Origin of the sequence: Clostridium zeae, assembly GCF_017312485.1 — a bacterium.
In the GTDB taxonomy this organism is placed as follows: domain Bacteria; phylum Bacillota; class Clostridia; order Clostridiales; family Clostridiaceae; genus Clostridium_AR; species Clostridium_AR zeae.
This window is the reverse complement of the sequence record NZ_BMBA01000001.1, coordinates 2,009,525-2,028,713: the sequence shown is the minus strand read 5'-3', so window position 1 is coordinate 2,028,713 and position 19,189 is coordinate 2,009,525. Positions and strand designations below refer to the sequence as shown.

At 31.3% G+C, this 19,189-nt stretch carries 17 protein-coding genes; 13 read left to right on the top strand and 4 right to left on the bottom strand.

The window, feature by feature from the left end:
- The first annotated feature begins 325 nt into the window (after positions 1 to 325).
- Positions 326 to 1,534 carry an ABC transporter substrate-binding protein gene (locus J3477_RS09265; protein ID WP_206869537.1) on the top strand — a complete coding sequence of 403 codons (1,209 nt, stop codon included), beginning with the start codon at positions 326 to 328 and terminating at the stop codon, positions 1,532 to 1,534.
- Between the two features lie 377 nt (positions 1,535 to 1,911).
- Here J3477_RS09265 and J3477_RS09260 read toward each other — a convergent pair whose 3' ends face one another.
- A complete protein-coding gene (locus tag J3477_RS09260) occupies positions 1,912 to 3,030 on the bottom strand; it encodes a glycosyltransferase family 4 protein (protein WP_206869536.1) in 1,119 nt (372 codons plus the stop codon).
- Between the two features lie 136 nt (positions 3,031 to 3,166).
- Here J3477_RS09260 and J3477_RS09255 point away from each other — a divergent pair, with 136 nt between their 5' ends.
- The 3 genes from J3477_RS09255 to J3477_RS09245 all read left to right on the top strand — a co-directional run bounded on the left by J3477_RS09255 (position 3,167) and on the right by J3477_RS09245 (position 6,215).
- Positions 3,167 to 4,168 carry a CotS family spore coat protein gene (locus J3477_RS09255; protein ID WP_206869535.1) on the top strand — a complete coding sequence of 334 codons (1,002 nt, stop codon included), beginning with the start codon at positions 3,167 to 3,169 and terminating at the stop codon, positions 4,166 to 4,168.
- Positions 4,169 to 4,203: 35 nt separating this feature from the next.
- Entirely contained in the window at positions 4,204 to 4,950 is a 747-nt protein-coding gene (locus J3477_RS09250) for a hypothetical protein (protein WP_206869533.1), read from the top strand.
- A 209-nt stretch (positions 4,951 to 5,159) separates the two neighbouring features.
- Positions 5,160 to 6,215 (top strand): CotS family spore coat protein, encoded by a 1,056-nt coding sequence (locus J3477_RS09245; protein ID WP_206869532.1) that lies wholly within the window; start codon positions 5,160 to 5,162, stop codon positions 6,213 to 6,215.
- Positions 6,216 to 6,297: 82 nt separating this feature from the next.
- Here J3477_RS09245 and J3477_RS09240 read toward each other — a convergent pair whose 3' ends face one another.
- Positions 6,298 to 7,413 (bottom strand): glycosyltransferase family 4 protein, encoded by a 1,116-nt coding sequence (locus J3477_RS09240; protein ID WP_206869529.1) that lies wholly within the window; start codon positions 7,411 to 7,413, stop codon positions 6,298 to 6,300.
- Positions 7,414 to 7,517: 104 nt separating this feature from the next.
- Between J3477_RS09240 and J3477_RS09235 the strand changes: the two genes are divergently transcribed.
- The 7 genes from J3477_RS09235 to J3477_RS09205 all read left to right on the top strand — a co-directional run bounded on the left by J3477_RS09235 (position 7,518) and on the right by J3477_RS09205 (position 15,188).
- Positions 7,518 to 8,522: a CotS family spore coat protein gene (locus tag J3477_RS09235; RefSeq protein WP_206869527.1), complete on the top strand. Its 1,005-nt coding sequence runs from the start codon at positions 7,518 to 7,520 to the stop codon at positions 8,520 to 8,522.
- Positions 8,523 to 9,423: 901 nt separating this feature from the next.
- Positions 9,424 to 10,302 carry a sporulation peptidase YabG gene (yabG, locus tag J3477_RS09230; RefSeq protein ID WP_206869526.1) on the top strand — a complete coding sequence of 293 codons (879 nt, stop codon included), beginning with the start codon at positions 9,424 to 9,426 and terminating at the stop codon, positions 10,300 to 10,302.
- A gap of 463 nt (positions 10,303 to 10,765) precedes the next feature.
- On the top strand, positions 10,766 to 11,245 hold the full coding sequence (locus tag J3477_RS09225; protein WP_206869524.1) for a hypothetical protein: 480 nt from the start codon (positions 10,766 to 10,768) through the stop codon (positions 11,243 to 11,245).
- Between the two features lie 14 nt (positions 11,246 to 11,259).
- Positions 11,260 to 12,987, top strand: coding sequence for a hypothetical protein (locus tag J3477_RS09220; protein WP_206869523.1), 1,728 nt, complete (start codon positions 11,260 to 11,262; stop codon positions 12,985 to 12,987).
- 17 nt (positions 12,988 to 13,004) lie between these two features.
- Positions 13,005 to 13,178, top strand: coding sequence for a hypothetical protein (locus J3477_RS09215; protein ID WP_206869522.1), 174 nt, complete (start codon positions 13,005 to 13,007; stop codon positions 13,176 to 13,178).
- A complete protein-coding gene (locus J3477_RS09210) occupies positions 13,175 to 13,630 on the top strand; it encodes a hypothetical protein (RefSeq protein WP_206869521.1) in 456 nt (151 codons plus the stop codon). The genes J3477_RS09215 and J3477_RS09210 overlap by 4 nt, the downstream gene beginning before the upstream one ends.
- 1 nt (position 13,631) lies before the next feature.
- Complete coding sequence (locus J3477_RS09205) at positions 13,632 to 15,188, top strand: AAA family ATPase (RefSeq protein ID WP_206869520.1); 1,557 nt, start codon at positions 13,632 to 13,634, stop codon at positions 15,186 to 15,188.
- 56 nt (positions 15,189 to 15,244) lie between these two features.
- Here J3477_RS09205 and J3477_RS09200 read toward each other — a convergent pair whose 3' ends face one another.
- Positions 15,245 to 15,784, bottom strand: a complete 540-nt coding sequence (locus tag J3477_RS09200) for a TetR family transcriptional regulator (RefSeq protein WP_206869517.1) — start codon at positions 15,782 to 15,784, stop codon at positions 15,245 to 15,247.
- A gap of 110 nt (positions 15,785 to 15,894) precedes the next feature.
- On the opposite strand from J3477_RS09200, the gene J3477_RS09195 reads away from it, so the two are divergent.
- Together J3477_RS09195 and J3477_RS09190 are read left to right on the top strand one after the other, a co-directional pair.
- Positions 15,895 to 16,923 (top strand): SDR family oxidoreductase, encoded by a 1,029-nt coding sequence (locus J3477_RS09195; RefSeq protein ID WP_206869516.1) that lies wholly within the window; start codon positions 15,895 to 15,897, stop codon positions 16,921 to 16,923.
- Positions 16,924 to 17,176: 253 nt separating this feature from the next.
- Positions 17,177 to 18,055 (top strand): N-acetylmuramoyl-L-alanine amidase family protein, encoded by an 879-nt coding sequence (locus J3477_RS09190; RefSeq protein WP_206869514.1) that lies wholly within the window; start codon positions 17,177 to 17,179, stop codon positions 18,053 to 18,055.
- Between the two features lie 62 nt (positions 18,056 to 18,117).
- On the opposite strand, the gene J3477_RS09185 is transcribed toward J3477_RS09190, so the two are convergent.
- Positions 18,118 to 18,960, bottom strand: coding sequence for a TerC/Alx family metal homeostasis membrane protein (locus J3477_RS09185; protein WP_206869513.1), 843 nt, complete (start codon positions 18,958 to 18,960; stop codon positions 18,118 to 18,120).
- Positions 18,961 to 19,189: the final 229 nt, after the last annotated feature.

Below are 19,189 nucleotides of genomic sequence, written 5' to 3'. Positions count from 1 at the left end.
AAAAAAATTACTTCATAAGATTATATGCTAAGGATATTAAATTCTTGATATTAATTATTTATATATTTTTATCTATAGGTGTACCAATTCTTAATAAAACTTATACTTTTAGTTATTTTCAACACAGAGCTTGAACAAAACCATAAGTAGAACATAATGGAAATAATGGTTTTAGTTCCGAAATTGTAATTGTATATGATATAATGTATTAGAATCAAATATTAGAAAAAAGTTTTAACATTTCCTTAACTAGCATTTAGCACATAAAGCTTATTAAAACTTTATGTAGAGGAAATGTTGTGGATAGTTTATTTGAGGTGAAATTATGCGAAGATACATTGCAATACTAATGATTGTTTTATATACAAGTTTTTTATTGTCCGGATGTAAGCAAGATTCGAAAGTAAAAGATGTTAGTGAAGCTAGTTATGAATACAATATTTGGAGTTATGCTCCTTATAGTGATTACTTAAAGAGTCAAGTAATAGAATTTAATAAAAAATATCCTAAAGTAAAGATTAATGTAAATGATATAAAACAAGATTCTTATATGAAAAGTGTTAATAATAATATAGAAACTGTGGATAAAAGGCCAGATTTGGTACTTTTAACTGGTCAAGAATTGAACGATATGTTGATTTCTAATAAGAATGTGGTTACCGCAATTACAAGTGATGTAAGCTCTAGAGTAAAGAGTTATTCTCAAGGAAGAATAGATGAAATAACTGTAAATAACCAGATATATGGATTTCCATGGGATACAAAACCAATAGTGATGTTTTGTAATAAGGAGCTGCTACATAAACTTAATGTGAATTTAGATGCTGTGAATACTTGGAGTATGCTAATAGATGCAGGGAAAAAGTATTATGAAGCCAGTGGGAAAAAAGAAAATATTATGGTAATGAGTGAAGAGGATGAGAAGTCGTTAGTTAAAATGTTATTATATCAACTTGGAGTACCTTCAGAGAATTTAGACATGACCTCAGGGAATAAAAGTCTAACTAAGGTAATTGACTTAATATCGGAGTTAAAGAAAAATAATGTACTTAGGATAGATAATAATTTTGATAGCTTTAAATCCCCCATATTATTTGGCTCCAGTAATACTTATATGAATTTAGAAAAAGTATATAAAGAAGGAAATTTATTTGTTAAGGATTTGCCAGCTTTTGAACCAGGCGGAAATACTTCTGTAATTATGGAAGGGGTTAATGCTGTATTTTTAAATAATAAGAAAGATATAGAACTGCTAAAACAATTTATAGCTGGTGCTCTCACAGATAAACAAAACCTTATAAAGTATATGTCAACTGATGGAGTCTTTCCAAGTTATATAGACAGTTATGCTAATTCAGAGATCGATAAGAAGATAGAGTTTTTAGATTACGATAGATTATGGGCTAGGATGTCCATTATTGAAACAAATTCTAAGCGAAAAAAATATTACTATGATATGAGTAAGATGATAGATTCTTACATAGAGCAAAGTAATAAGATTGATGTACAAGTAAATGGAAGTGTAATGAACTAAAGATATGATGCGTTTAAACCCTAAAATTGAGTTGCTCTACATCCGATACTTGATGAGCTTCGCAAAGAATTAATATGATTTTCTACGATTCCATAGCTAAAACTGTAAACTCACTACGTTCAAACAGTACAGTTTATTAACGCTACTACATCTTCGAAAATCATTTAATTCTAATTGCTTGCTCATATAGTATCTCCTGTAGAACAACTCAATTTTAGTTAATAGTAAAGATATAATATATATATAAGTTTTATTCATAAGAATATTTAAGAAATGCTACTTTAGATGATTAATTGATGAATGAAGTTAAATGGAACTTATACACAATAAAAATGAACCATCACATTTGTAATTTTAAATGTGATGGTTTTGTTTGATTAGCTCTGTAATAAAATTTTATTATAAGCCTCTAGAGTATTTTCAGAGGTCTTTTTCCAGTTAAATAATTTACTTCTTTCATATCCTTTTAAGGCTAATTCATCTCTAAGTTGTTTTGAAGATATAAGTTTTGACATTGCGTTGTAAAGTTCCTCAGAACTTAATGGATCGATAAGTAGTGCGGTATCTGAAACCACTTCAGGAATGGAAGTAACATTTGAGGTTATGACAGGTGTGTTGCAGCTCATTGCCTCTAATGGAGGAAGTCCAAAACCTTCATATAATGAAGGATATACAAAAAATTCACAACCGTTATAAAGTATTGGCAGAAATTCATCTTCTACAAAGTTAGTGAAGACTACTCGTTTATCTAAATTAAGCTCTTTGCATATATCCATTAGTTTTATACCTTCGTCTTTTAAAGAGCCTACAATTACTAAACTAAGATCAGTATCTAGTTTCATTTTATTAAATGCCTGTATGATACCTAAAACATTTTTCCTAGAACTAAAGCCACCTATATATAATATAAAATTCTTGGTGAAATTGAATCTTTTATTAACAATAGCTGTACATTCTTCTTTATCTAAAGGCTTGAAGGAAGTATCTGCAGCTAAAGGAGTAACAAAAATTTTAGCTTCATCTATAATAGGAAAGAATTTTAAAATATCTTTTTTTGAATACTCAGAAACAGTGAGTATTCCATCACAATTATCAATTATTTTTGGCATATCATTTAAAAATCTTTTCAAGTATCCTTTACCTACTGTCTCAGGCATAATATATGGAATTAAATCATGTATAGTAACTACTTTCTTGCAGTTTATCTGGTCATTTAGACCCATCCCGTTTTGTGGGATATGATATAAATCCACTTTTTTGTCATACAAATAGTTTGGAAAATATATATTTTCAAAAAATCGCTGATGTCTTCTAGAGGCCATGATAACTTCAGTTTTATCATCAGTGAATTCTTTAGAAATAGGGCCAGACCAAAAGATGCTGTACTTATCTTCTAAATCTATATTCAGTAAGTTTTTTAAGACATTATAGGTGTAAGTACCAATCCCAGTTCCTTTATACCAATTGATACCTCTGGCATCAACAGCAATCCTCATATAAATCTCTCCTAAAATTCCTATAATATATAGATATTCTGTAAAAGTATTTTGGTGCATTGTTATATCCATATATTGGAACAACGTCTAAGCATAGTACATATAATAATATGAAATATTTGCTGGAGGTTTCATTGTGGATATAGATGAAATAAAAGCTAGTATAAAAGAGCAATACGGAATAGATGTAACAGAATGCATTAAGATTAAAAATATATACAAATTAAAATCAAACCATGGGGAGTATTGTTTGAAATTAATTAAATATCAATATCCTCATTTTTATTTTATCTTGTCAGCTATATTACATCTTCAAAAGCAAGGCTTTAATAAGGTGCCTGAGATAATAGATACAGTTAAAGGTGAAAAATTTATAAAGCTAGATGATTTACATGCATACCTTACACCTTGGCTTATCTCTAGAGAAAGCAATTATGATAATCCAATAGATCTTATGAGAGCTGCAGAGAAGTTGTCCGAATTGCATGTATGTAGCGAAGGCTTTACATTAACAAATGAAATGAAGCCAAGAATAGGATGGTTTACTTGGACAAATGTATTTAGCACAAGAATTGATGAAATAATGGATTTTAAAAAGAGGATTGGCCAAAAGGCAGTAAAATCTGGGTTTGATAAGTTATATACTTCATTAATAGAAGAAGAGGTAAGAAGAGCTGTAGCTTCTATTGAAAATCTTAAGGAAAGTAGCTATGTTGAAATAATGGAGAAAGAGGTTTTAAAAAGAGGTTTCTGCCATCATGATTATGCTCATCATAATGTATTAGTTGAAGCTAACAATGATATATCAATAATAGATTTTGATTATTGCATATTAGATACTCATTTGCATGACTTAAGCTCTCTTATGATTAGAGCTATGAAGGACGGAAAATGGGATTTAGAAAAGGCAGATTTCATAATAAAATCCTATGAGGCTAATAAAAAAGTGTTACCAGAAGAAATAGCTATTATGGCTGCTTTTATTGAATTTCCGCAGCAATTTTGGCAAATAGGGCTTCAATACTATTGGGAACAACAGCCTTGGGGAGAAGAGTTTTTCATTAAAAAGTTAGCTAAGTATAGTGAAGATAGAAGAGAAAGACAAGAGTTTGTTGATGATTTGAGAACGTACCTATAGAAAAGCACACATCACTTGTTTTAGGAGGAAAGAACATGGATTCCTTAAAAGATTATCTGGAGAAAAGAAATATAAATATTTCTCCTAATCAAACGGAAAGAATTCTACAAACAAATTATAATGAATACAATATTTTAGAACAGATAGATTTAATATGTGATTTTCATAATAGAGTTAAAGATGGAGAGGGAATATATTTATTGAGACTCCAAAGTAATATCGGTAAAGAAATGGAAGAATGTAAAATTAATATAAAAAGGCTAAAGAAGATGCTCTTAGACATAGAAAAACAAGGCATCAAAGACGCTTTCGAAAATGAATTATTAAGTAGTGGACATCAAATACTTCTTAAAGCAGAAGCTTGTGTCAAATATATAGGAGAAACTGAATATATAGAACTTATAAAAAGAAGTATGAGAAGTAATGAGCTAAGTATTGTAAGTTGTGAAAAAACAAACCTATGGAGATGTGAAAATTATATTTGTATTGCTGATACATCAAAGCTTTGCTTTAACATGGTCGAATGGGATTGCATAACATACCTAAGTAAAATCAAAAGAAGAGGGATACACATAGATTACGAAAAAGTTATTGAAAGCTTTGCTTTAAAATCAGGTCTTGATGAAATGAGTGAAACTTATATAAAAGCTATGGTTTCTTATCCTTATGAGTATATGAAGGTATGTGCAAGAAAAAGGGAAGGTAAGAAAAAATGGAGCGCAGAAGAATATGGAGAAAAATTATCTGCTGCAAAATTCAAGGATGGAGATTGTTTAGTATAACATCTATATAACTATCAATTTATACATTGCGGAAAAATTTCTATAGATATACCACTTCAATCTGAAAACTATTTTCAAAACTCCTCTGGTTTTTGAGAGGATAATTTGAAAATATAAATTTTATTATGAAGTGGTACATTCGTACCTACAGAGTTTTTAAGCATATATAGATTAAGTTTTAGTAAAGTAATTTATAAAGGGTGAAAAGGATGTTAAAGTTAAAGTATGGAGATAAAAAATATCTTTGCGAATATGATCTTAACATTGAACTTTTTAATAAGTTTTCTATTGAGGTAGCGGATTTGGTTCCTGTAAGAAGTGTATTTGTACTGGAAACTTCTAAGGGTAAAAAGATATTAAAGAAAATTGATTACTCAATTGATAGACTAAATTTTATTTCACAAAGCTTAGAGTTTATAAAGAACACATTCAATAGAGCGCTTACTATTGACATAGCTGCAGATGGTAATAGGTATGTTCTATGGGATGGGGGAGTATATACCTTACTAGACCTTATTGAAGGTAGAGAGTGTGCATTCTCAAATATAGTAGATTTATCTATTTCGGCAAGGGATTTGGCGGTGATGCACAAAAGTTCAATAGGTATAATTAAGAACATTAATGGAAAAGTTAATACTAGCTATTCTTTAGATCAAAAAGATATTACTCTAGGTAATCTGGAAGGGTATTTTAAGTATTCTCTTTCAGATATTAAAAAACTTAAAGAGCAAGTTATAAGTTATAGGCATAAGAATGAATTCGATAAACTGTTTTTAAATGAAGTTGATTATTATATAGATGAGGTAAAAGAGTGTGTAGAGCTGTTAAAAGATTCGAAATACAATGATCTCTGTAAAGAAGAAGATAAGATAGTAGTATGTCATGGGGATTTAGCACATCATAATATTTTGATTAAAGATGAAGAGGCGTATTTTATAGATTTTGATTATTGTAGTATAGACTTAAGGGTTAAGGATATAGCTCAACTAGTAACAAAGGCTATAAAAAATTTTGCTTATGACATGGATAAATTTAATACTATAATTGATGCTTATACAAGTGTTCTTAATTTAAGTAAAGAGGAATATAAGCTGTTATATATTCTATTAAAATTCCCTTCTGATTTCTATACTGCTGTATCAGACTACTATTATAAAAATAAAGATTGGGATGAAGATGTATTTCTTGCGAGATTTACAAATAAACTGGAGTTTAGAGAAGACAGAGAAGAATTCTTAAAAGAGTTTAATAATGAAAAGCTATAAAGTGGCAACTTTATAATAAAAGGACACTAATATTCAATAAATATTAGTGTCCTTTTTGTGATCTCTTAAACATAGGCTTATCTTACAAAGCTCTATATGCATCCAACGTATCATAGGCAGTCTTCTTCCAATTGAAGCTAGCAGAGTGAACAAGTCCTTTTGTTATTAAAGTCTTGAGCAGAACATTATCATCTAGAATTGAAAGTATTTTTAGACAAATATCTTCAGTACTTGAAGGATTACTTAATAATGCTGAGTCACCACAAATTTCAGGTATGGAAGTTTCAGTTGAAGCTACCACAGGAGTTCCGCAAGCCATAGCTTCTAGTGGAGGTAGCCCAAAGCCTTCATAATAAGAAGGATAAACAAAAACCTTCGCACCGTTATAAAATATAGGCATATCTTCTAATGGAATAAAGTCTGTAAATAAAACCTTTGAGCTTATTCCAAGTTTTTCAGCCTTATCCCTATAAAGGTCATAAGATATACCTTTCTTTCCTGTTATGACTAAAGACAAATCTTTGTTATATTTATGAAGCAAAAGTTCATAAGCTTCCATAAGTCCTATTATATTCTTTCTAGGGCTAAAACCACCTACGTATAGAAGAAAATCACCTTCAATTCCATACTTTTTACTTAAGTAAGATTTGCATTCCTTTTTGTTTAAAGGTTTGTAAATGTCTTCTGCAGCAAGATGGGTTACAAAAATCTTCTCTTTTGGAAAATTAAATTCTTTATATATATCCTCTTTAGAAAAGTTAGAGACTGTAATTATACCATCACATTTTTCGATTATCCCTGGCATATCTTCGTTAAATATCTTAAGATACCTTTCACTACAGGTTTCAGGCATTCTTAAAGGGATGATATCATGCAAGGTTATTACTTTTTTACAATTTATATTACTGGAGAGACCAACGCCATTTTGGGGGATATGATATAAATCTATATCATTTTCACTTAATACATTTGGAACTCTAATTTCCTCCCAAAAATTAAATGATTCATTTTGTTTAGCTACGCCAGTTTTAAAGTTGCTTCTGAATTCTTTTTCAAAATGAAATTCTTCAGGTAAGAAGATTAAATAATTATTTAAAAAATCTATTTGATTTAAATTATTTATAAGTTGATAGGTATAAGTGCCAATACCAGTTCCTCTATACCAATTAGCTGCTCTTCCGTCTATAGCTATCTTCATATATAAGTCCTTTCACATTTCTATATTTTATTATATTAAGCAATTATAAAAAGTGTTAATAAAAGGATACGCCTGTACATATAAATATATAGGAGGTGAGCACTATGATGAGGGAATTTGAAATTGAAAGACAGTTTGATATAAAAATTGAGACACTAAGGCCGAATAAAGGGATATACTATTTAAAATCTAATAAAGGAGACAAATGCTTAAAAAGGATAAACTATGGTGCACAAAAGCTATTGTTTGTATATGGTGCCAAGGAACACCTTATAAAAAATGGCTTTGACAAGGTTGATAGGTATGAGATTAATATCGATGGAGAACCTTTTGCCTTAGTAAATGAAGACTTATACACTCTCTCACAGTGGATACCAGGAAGAGAGTGCGACTTCCACAATTTAGACGAAGTTAAGATAGCGGCAAAGACCCTTGCATTACTCCATGAAGCTACAAAAGGATACGATCCTCCAGAAAACTCTAAACTGAAAAGTGATCTAGGAAGATGGCCACATCTAATGGAAAAACGAATGAAATCTCTAGATAAAATGAGAGATATGACTAGAAAGAAATCTCAGAAAAGTGACTTCGACTTAAATTATATTAAATCAATGGAGTTCTATAAGGAACTATCTAAGAGAGCGCATAATGTGATGCAAACCTCCTCTTACCTTGATTTATGTGAGATTGCAGAGAATGATAAATCTTTTTGTCATCATGATTTTACCTACCATAATATAATATTAGGTGATGATAATGAAGTTTATGTAATAGACTTTGATTACTGCAAACGAGAGATTAGGGCATACGACATAGCTAATTTTATGATTAAAGTGCTGAAAAGAGTAGATTGGAACATAGAATATGCTAAAGCTATATTAGAATCATATAGCGCAGTTGGAAATCTCAAGGATGAAGAATATAGAGTTATATTTGGATTTTTGCTATTTCCTCAAAGATACTGGAGACTTGCTAACAGATACTATTATAACGAAGTCAACTGGGGACAGAACACCTTTAACAATAAGCTTGAGGGAATCATCAATGAAAAAGAGATATATCTAAAATTCATTGATGAGTTTAAGGAAATGTATGACCAAAAAGAATAGGAAGAAAAAATTTAAGCTACCAATAATGGTGGCTTATTTTTGTTTTAGTTATAACTATTTAAAATTGAAATGATCACACTTCCGATGATTTAATGAGCTTCATAAAGAATTAATATGATTTATTCCGATGAGATAACTAAAACTGTATAACTCACTACGTTCGGACAATACAGTTTCTTAACGTCATCTCATCTCCATAAATCATTTAATTCTAATTACTTGCTCATATAGCATCTCCTGTGTAAGCATTTTAATTTTAAAGATGAGTATAAACTTAATATGTAAGAACAGCTTGTTGAAATTAAGGAGGTGCTACTTTATATGTTTTAATGAGCTTGCGCAAAGAATTAATATGATCTTTTTATATTTCGTGGCTAAAACTGCAAACTCACTTCGTTCGAACAGTACAGTTTTTTTACGCCACTCCATCTGAAAAAATCATTTAATTCTAATAGCTCGCTCATATAGCATCTGCCGTAGCTCCTCCTTAATTTCAATAGTATTAACAAGCATAACCTAGTTGCTAATAATTGAAATGCAGATATATCAGATACGTTAATAAGCTTCGCAGAGAATTAATATGATTTGTTCCAATGAGATAACTAAAACTGTATAACTCACTGCGGTTGGATAATACAGTTTTTACACTAGTACATCTTCGAAAGTCATTTAGTTCTAATTGCTTGCTTATATAGTATCTCCTGTGTAAGCATTTCGATTTTAAAGATGTGTATAGACTTAATATGGTAGAACACTGTGTTGAAGTTAAGTGGTTAATAATCTTATATTTTGATGAGCTTTTAAATAGGAAAAGCTTGAAGAAAAATTTAATCCAGACTATAACAAAAGAAGCTTTGTTACATAGTATATAATGTGAAATCATAGCTGCGAGGAGAAGTGTATGAAAGTCGGTGACTTAGTTGTAAGAAAGTCATATAGTAAGGATATAACCTTTAAGATTATAGATATAAGAGAAGATGATGATGCAGTTTATTATGTTTTAAAAGGTATTAATATAAGAATAATAGCAGATGCAAAGATAGAGGACCTAGAAGAGGTTGATGAGCAATTTATAGCGGAGAAGGATAAAATCTTTAATGCTAGGGTAAATGAGACTATTAAAAGAGTAATGGTATCAAGGGAGGTGGTTGGACATAAAAATATAACGAGAGTAACCAAGTCTCCCAAAATCATACCGGAAAAAGAGTTAACCTTTGGACGTCCTGGGAGAATACTTCATGTTGATGGAGACCCTCAATACTTAGATGCTTGCATGAAGGTTTATAAGCAACTTAATCTCAATGCTACAGGAAAAGCTATAGTAGAAAAGGACCAGCCTTTGCAGATTGTTGATTTAGTGAAGGAAATAAAACCAGACATAGTAGTACTTACTGGACACGATGGATTAATTAAGAATGCAACAAATTACCTAGACCTGAATAATTATAGAAACTCAAAGTATTTTATTCAATCAGTTCAGAACCTAAGAAATTATAATTCCAGTTACGATGAATTAGTGATATTTGCGGGAGCATGCCAGTCTTGTTATGAGGATATATTGGATGCTGGTGCAAACTTCGCCTCAAGCCCAAATCGAGTGCTAATACATTGTCTAGATCCTGTATTTGTCTGTGAAAAAGTAGCTTATACAAGAATCGATCAGGTGGTTTCTATAACTGAGGTCATTGAGAATACCATAACAGGCATAAAGGGCATTGGAGGACTTCAGACTAGAGGAAAGTATAGAGAGGGATATCCTAAGTCGCCTTATGTGCAATAGAAGATAAAAAAGATGATATAAATTATATGTAAAAAGAAGGAGTTAAATTAGCTCCTTCTTTTCTATTACTAGTTTTTCAAAAAATGGGTAATTAGAAGAATTCTAAAATTGCAGTAAAATATTATCTTCATTACAGTAGATTTTGAAGTTACGTTAGATGAAGATGAAACTAAAATACTTAATTATATAATGAGTCATGGATTTATTACAAATTCATTTTTTAGGACAGAATTTGTAGTTAAGAGTTACTAAGCATTTACTACTTTTGATGCTTCATTTAAGTAGTAATCTAAAATTATATAAAAAATTAACTTCTATATTTTACGTGAATAGTTAATAAATACAAATCTATACAATTATATTCCTTAATTGGAAGTAGTAATGTATAATACAATTAAGTTTAAAAATATACATAATGTTACATAAAATAAAATATTTTTAACCTTATCAAGGGGGGGACAACATGCCAAAACCAATTTTAGCTAATAACATAAATCGCCAAGAAAAATTAGATTTAAGCATTAAAGCAACAAGCAGTGCAAGAATGGCAATGGATTTGTTAACTTTAGAAAAAAGATTGAGAGTTAAAAGGTCAAATGAGTACATGGATGCAATTGAGAAGTTAGATATAGGCGGGTGTGAACAGTGTAAAAAGCAATTTGATGATTGTGTAGCCGTAATAAAAGATGAGTTTAAGGATATACCAGAAGAACATCATTTAGTTGGACTTTTAGCAAAGTGTTATCTAGGAGATAGGTACGATGTTCATACAGTAGATTATATGGGAAATATAGTAACTCATTATTTAATAAATGAAAGCCTTCCAGAATTAATGGAAAAAGCTAGAGGTTTAGCTTTACATGGGGGGTATAAATTTATTGAAGTTTATACAGATATTTTATGTGCAGTAAAGTCCGATGGAACTGTAAATATAGTTAAGTAAGGGGAAATGTGAAGATGGCGGATCAATCAATAAGTAGAGCAAATCTAAATTATATTGAGAATAATTTAAGTAAGCTAGCTAATAATTTAGCAGTGGTAGCTGAGAATATTGAAGTAGTTTCGAGTCAAGTTGGCAATGTAGATAATAGAGTTAATTCTGTTGCAACAGAATTAACTAATTTAACAGCTGAGTTTAGAAATTTTGTTAATGAATCAAAAAGAGTTGCAAATCTAGCTGATGCAAAACAAACTGTTGTTTTACTAGAACAAGAACTAAGAAAAAACTTTGGAAATTATGAAACCATAAGAAATCATACAGTTGGTATTTTGCAAGCTTCAGACCTTAGTATAGTAAAGAAAGAAACTATAGAAAATGCTACTGAAGAGATGATGATTTCTACTCCAAGGTATTGGTTAGCACCTGCTTTAATCGCATTGTCTGCATGGCTTAGTGATAATAAAGAACTTGCAGATAAGGCTTTAAAAGAAGCTATGCGAAGAGATGATGAAAAAACATCACTACTTTTCTGCTTAATTAGTAGAAGAGCAGGAAAGCTGGATGGATCTTTAGTTTGGCTAGAAAGATATTTTGCGATGCAGGATCCAAAGAAGATGGAAAGAAGAATAATTGTAGTTTTAGATGCATTTGCTGGAGGACTTTTTGGTGGCGATATAAATGGAATATGTATAAATAAGATAAAAGACTGGTTAAATGAACTATCCTCAAGTGCTGGATTTGTTGAGAAGCAAAGAGAGCAATGGCAAAGTGCTATTTTAGCGAGAAAAGCTACTATAGATGAAAATAGTTTTCCAGTTTTAAGTAAATATAGTCCTACATGGGTAAAGCTGAAGGAAGTATTGGAGTTTGCTGAAATTCATGAGGATATTTATGAATACTTCAGCAATATATTTAACACTAAAGTTAATAATGCACCATCACTATCTGCAAAAATAGATGAAATACTAGATAACTTAGTTAAAAATTATGATAATGACGAATTACCATTAAGAACAAAACTAAGAAAAAATCAATTAACAATTGAAGAAAATGGAGATATTCAAAGGGCTACGCAAAGGTTTGCTGAAGAAGTTAAAGCATATTCAGAATATGAGGACTTTTCACAGCATCTAACCAGTATTGCATTAACACCAGAATCCTCAGGAGCTTTAATCACTACACAGAAATTAGCGATTACACTTTCAAAAGAGTGGATTGTGGATGCTTATGAAGATCTAACTGCTAAAAATAGAGCAAGTGTTCCATTAGAGGTTGAATTAGAAATTTCAGATTGGAAAAATAAATCTAGAGATGGATCAAATGAAGCAGAGTTAAAGACTTCATTAAACGATTATATGGATAATATAAAAGCTGAGCAGCTGAGTAAACTAAAATTTCCTAATAAAAAAGTTATAACAGCAGGAATTATAGGAGCAATTTTGTTCGTTTTAAGTATTGTTACTATAATTGGACCTATAATAGTTGCTGCTATCACAGGAATTTATATCTTTATGCAGAAGAAAGCTATAGATAAGGGCAGAAATTCAGTAATTGAACAGATTGAGAATGAAAGAGCTAACTATCTACAAATTTTAAATGGGTTTTTAGCTGAAGTAGTTGATTTTAGAAGACTATACTCAGAAAAAGATAGAAATAGTCAAAAAGTTATAGACTTACTTAATGAATTAACACCAGAACAATATATAACTGTTCAAAATTCTAATAAAGTAAGACAAGTATTATAGGAAGGTGTATGAGAGTAATGAGTGAAAAGAATTTACTTATAAATAGAAATTTAGCAAAAGAACAATCTGTAAATGATACTAAAACAAATGTAAATAAAACGGAATCAGTTGATGAGTTTGCAGCTTCATTTCCAGAGTGGAATCTATTACCACCTGCAATAGTAGTTAAAAGAGTAAGGAGAAATATATGAAAAGTCCAAGCACATATTTAGAGTGGGTTCATTGCTTTGATTTAGCTAAAGAAGGTACTCATGATGAAGAAGTACTAAGTAGCATAAAGAATGGCTCAATTGATTTAACTGGTGGTGTTGGTGGTAGGATTGCAAGTCAATTAAACGATGTTATTCAAGTTAGATTAAAAAGAGCATCAGATAAATTTAATAGATCGCTTAGTTTTAGTGGCGGAGATATGAATCTGCTTACTAACTCACTAATTTTGTTTAGAAAAGAATTTAAATTCTTAATTGGTCTTGTACAAATTCCTGGAATGCCAGAAAGTGATGTTAACATGTTTATAGATGTAATCAAAAAGCAAGCTGATTTAATGCAGCAATCTTTAGAAACTACAAGTAAAAGTGATAGAACAGGAATGCTTTCAAGTATCATAAAAAGAAATAGAATAAACAATCTAGGAGAGATATAGAATGTATTTCAATGAATGTATCGGTAAGATAAAACAATATTCACTTGCTAGAATTCCATTTATATCATTTAATACTGTTGAGAAAGGTAGAGCGTTAGAAGTTTGTAAGCAAGTATCAAGTGACTTAGCTTTACCATTTTTTGTTCATACACTTTCAAAGGGTATGTATGACATTTCAAGTGGTAGATCGGTAAATGAAGATAAATCTATAGTTGGTGCCTTAGATTTCATTGCTGATCAAATGAAGGTTAAGCAAAATTTAACCTTTGTACTTACAGAAGTAGCAGAAATAGATAATGACACAATGACTGCAAGATATTTGCAAGATATCGTATCCTTGGCTGAAGAAAACGGAGGAGTAATTATCGCATTAACAACTACTCCGGTTTGGGCACAACTACAACGATTAGGGATGGCGTTATCCTTGGACTTACCAAGTGAAGAAGAAATGTTGAAAATCATATATGAAAATGTTGAACCATATAAAAGAGATATTTTAATCGAGTGGGATAATAATGATTTTAGGGAAGCTGCAACTATTTTAACTGGGGTAACGCAAGTTGAAGCGCAAAATGTTATTGTATCTTTAGTTGCAAACAGAGCAATAAAAAAAAGCGACTTAGTTGAATTAAATTTTGCTAAGAATAAATTATTCTCCAATATAGAAGGGCTTGAGAAAATAGATGTTTCACAAAGTATCTTAGATGTAGGAGGATTAGGTGGGCTTAAAGACTGGCTTAACAGTAAGAAAAAGCTTCAAACTCCAGAGAAAAGAGATGAACTAAGAAGACGTGGACTTCAACCACCTAGAGGAGTTCTTTTAGTAGGAGTACCTGGATGTGGTAAATCACTTTCAGCAAAGGCTATCGCAGCTTTTTGGAATTTACCACTATATAGACTTGACTTTGCAACGGTACAAGGACAATATGTTGGACAGAGTGAACAGCAGCTTAAAGAAGCATTCCAAACAGCTGAACACCTTTCTCCTTGTGTATTATGGATAGATGAAATTGAAAAAGGTCTTGGTGGATCAGGAAACGATTCATCTGGAGTTACTACAAGAATGGTAGGACAATTTTTGTTTTGGATGCAAGAGTGCAAAAAGTTAGTTTTCGTAGTAGCAACTGCAAATGATGTCTCAAAACTACCTTCTGAACTATTAAGACGTGGACGTTTTGATGAATTATTTTTTGTAGATTTACCAACCCAAGCTGAGAGGGATGAAATAATTAGATTATATGTTAAGAAGTATCTTCAAATGGATTTAAATGAGAGTACTATTAAGCAGCTTGTTGATTTAACAGATGGATTTACTGGTGCAGATCTTGAATCTTCTTTAAGGGATGTTGCATATAGATTAATTGCTGATGATGAACTTAAGTATTCAGAAGAGTTAATAATAAATTCACTAAGTAATGTTGTTCCACTTTCTAAAACAAGTCCTGAAAAGATAGAAGCAATCAGAGATTGGGGAAGAGAGAGGGCAGTACCAGCATCTGGTCAGCCTATAGGCGGTAAAGAATCGAACAATAAGGTTATTAGAAGAGTTTTAGTTTAATTTTAAGTTGAAAGGTGACTTCGGTTTTATTACGAGGTCACCTTTTATGTTATTTCTTACAATTGTTCCTGAGCACTTTCTATGCTTACAGAAAGACTGATTTTTTGTATAAGCGAATGAAGCTCAGTCAATGGCTTTTTTCGTCCATCTAAAATCCATTTTCTCCAAAGTGCATAAACTCCAGCTGACATAAAGGTGGAAATATACTCGTCATTGCTAGCAGAGAAATATTTTTCTATTTCGGCAGTGAAAATTCCCTGAATAATAAATTCGAACCCGCGATTAGACGATAAAATTAAATCCGGTCCGAATTCGTCAAAAAATACAACCTGTTGATCAAATTTGATAGCTGGATTGGTTTCTGTGCTAATAGTAGTGAAGATGGCAGAAATTTTCGGTTGATAGTATTGGTATAATATTTGTTCTAGTCCATCAAAATTACGATAAAAAGCCATTCGGCTGACACCAGCCCGTTGACATACTTTTGAAACGGTAAGTTTAGGTAAACTTTCTTTTGCTAAAAGCTGTAAAAGTGCTGTGGTGAGACATTCTTTAGTATCTGCTTTTATGAGCTGTGCTAGATCTGTTGCTGCCATTACAAAACCTCCTTGACTGTCACAACAGCCGCTTTTTGACTTGATAATCCTTTTTATATATTATAAAATAATTTCACTGACGTTACAAGTGTAAAGGGGGAAGGATTAAAATGAAAACAGAAACAAAAAAACTAGTGTTAGTTACAGGCGGTAGTGGATATATTGCTGTGAACATTATTTTGAAGTTGCTGAAACAAGGATATGGTGTGCGTACAACTCTTAGAACAATGTCGCGACAAGATGAAGTGAAATCAATGCTTTCAGCAGGTGGAATTGTAAATTTTGACGATTTAGAATTTATTAAGGCTGATCTCACCAGTGATGATAATTGGCATGAAGCTGCAATGGGGGCAACTTATGTGATTCATGTAGCTTCCCCCACTCCAGCAACTCGACCAGATGATGGCGATGAAATGGTGAAAATGGCTGTGGATGGTACACTTCGTGTGATGAAAGCAGCAAAAGAAGCAAAGGTGAAACGTGTTGTGATGACTTCAGCTTCTGGTGCAGTTCTTGCAGGACACAAGCATCATACAAATATTTTTACAGAAGATGATTGGACAAATTTGGACGAAGAAATCGATCCTTATCAACGTTCAAAAACAATGGCGGAACAAGCTGCATGGAAGTTTGCAAAGGAAAATCAGATGGAATTAAGTACTATCCTTCCAGTAGCTGTGATGGGACCAATTCTTGGCAAAGACTTCTCACATTCCAACCAAATAATCCGTACAATGCTTATGGGAAAAATGCCGTTTTTGATGAAAATGGGCTTTGATTCTGTGGATGTACGTGATGTGGCTGATTTACATTTGCTTGCGATGACGAAACAAGAAGCAGTAGGTGAGAGGTTCCTCGCAACAACGGGAGAACATATAACTTATAAACAAGAAGCAGAGCTTCTACGTCAAAACCTTGGAGATAAAGCAAACAAGGTCTCCACACGTGAGATGCCTGATTTCCTTGTGAAATTCCTTGCTGTATTTATCAAAGATTTGAGGATGCCAGCCACTTTCCTCGGACAAAATACAGCTTGTAGTAATTCTAAAGCAAAGAATCTACTGGGGTGGCAGCCGCGACCAGCTCGCGAAGGAATTCTTGCCACTGCTAGAAGTATGGTTGAACTTAATTTGATTTAGAAATTATTTTCAAACACCGTCAATATAAAAATATATCAAGAAGTAAAGATAGGTAACAAAGCACTCTACAGGTTAGGGTGCTTTTTCTTTAAGTATCAATAGAACTACTGAAAATTCAGATCAACAGATAGCAATTTAGCTGAATACAATATGGACACGTAAAATCAACGCATATATAATTATGATTAAGTATTTAATGAATACGAAAAGGTTCATCTATATATAAAATTACATAGCAATGGGAGAATAAAAAATGAGAAAAGTTATAATTGGGGTATTATCTATAATACTTATGTTTTCATTGGTTAGTTGTGAAAATAAAGCTAAAAAAGAAATTGTAAAAAAAGATATAGCATCTGAAAAGGTGGAAAATAAAACTGAGGATAAGTTATCAGTGGATAATAACACAAAAAATAATGAAGATGTAAGCCTGGATAAGAAAGAAGAGACTAAGACCCAAGAAGTACCAACTAAAAAAGAAGAAACTAAGATACATGAAACACCAGTTAAAAAGAAAATAATAGTTTTAGACCCTGGACATTCTGTAAAAGGAAATAGCGGTCAAGAGAAGCTTTCTCCTGATTCCAATACTATGAAGATAAAAGATCCAGGTGGTGCTCAAGGCATAGTAACTAAAACACCTGAATACGTAGTGGCTATGAAAGTTGCAGTTAAACTGAAAAGTTTACTTGAACAAAACGGATTTACGGTAGTAATGACAAAGACTCAAGATAGTGAAAACCCAGGAAATATAGATAGGGCAGAAGTTGGAAATAAAAATAATGCTGATTTAGTTGTGAGAATTCATTGTGATTCTTCAACTAGCCAAAGTGTAAAGGGTGCTTCAATGCTATTTCCAGCTCCTGTAGGTTATGCAAAGGCTATAAATGACATAAGTAAAAAATATGGTCAAACCATATTAGCTGATTTAATAGCTACAGCAGGTATGAACAATAAGGGATTAGTAGAAAGAAATGATTTAACAGGCTTCAATTGGTCTAAAGTTCCAACAGTTCTAGTAGAAATGGGATTTATGTCTAATCCAGAGGAGGATAAACTTTTAAATCAAGAGGAGTATCAAAACAAATTAGCTAGTGGGCTATGTAAGGGAGTAATGGATTCTTTAAAATAAAATATCTAAAATAAAAAGCCTAAAGTAGAATATATGTTGAAAAATTCTACTTTAGGCCTTTTTTATACTTCCACTTCTTCAGCTTCTTTTTTCTTATTCATATAAATAGAGAATAATACGCTAATAGCAAGTATTCCTATAATGATTAATATTGATGCGAGTATTGGTATATGTAGCTTGAAAGAAAGAGCAAGTTTCAAACCAGTAAATAATAATACAAATCCTACACCGTACTTGACATATTCAAAGGTACTTTGAAGTCTTTCAAGTAGGAAGTAAAGGTTTCTAAGTCCTAATATAGCTAATATGTTTGAGGTGTAAATTATAAATGGATCTGTAGTTATTGAGAAAACTGCTGGTATTGAATCAATAGCAAATAATATATCTGAACCTTCAATTAAAAATAATATTGCAAATAGTGGTGTTGCATGAAGTACTTTATCTATTCTTACAAAGAACTTTTCTTCGTGAAGTTCTTTAGTAACAGGGATAAATTTCTTTAAAAGCTTAAGCATTTTACTATCTTCATATGAAACATCATCATCTTCTTTATTTGCTAGAATTTTATAACCACTAGCGATTAGGATGATACCAAATATATATAAAATCCATTGGAATCTGCTTACTACAGCAACTCCTAATAATATAAATATCAGACGTAAAACTATTGCTCCAAAAATTCCGTATTTAAGTACTCTCTCTTGATATTTTGCTTTAATTCCAAAACTAGAGAATACTAAAAGGAATAGAAACAGGTTGTCCACACTAAGACTAAGTTCAATTACATATCCACCAAGAAATTCAAGAGATTTTGTTGACCCCTTATCGAACCATAGAAATACAAAGAATAGCAGAGCAATACAAGTAATAAGTAAAAAGTTTTTTAGTGCTTTTTTCGTTGACATTGTGATCCTCCTAAAAATAAAATTTGTCCTAAGTAGCGTTGTAGAGATTGTTTTTCTTTTATTGAAATAACTAAGTTTACTTAAGTGGAAAATTCTATAATTTCCTGCGAAATAGACAAGCTCTTTTTCATTATACTTTATGTTTTTTACTTCATGGCAGTTCCAATAAAGTAAAAAAAAGATACCCTGAAACAATGTACATATAAAAAAGCTAAATGTACATTGTTTC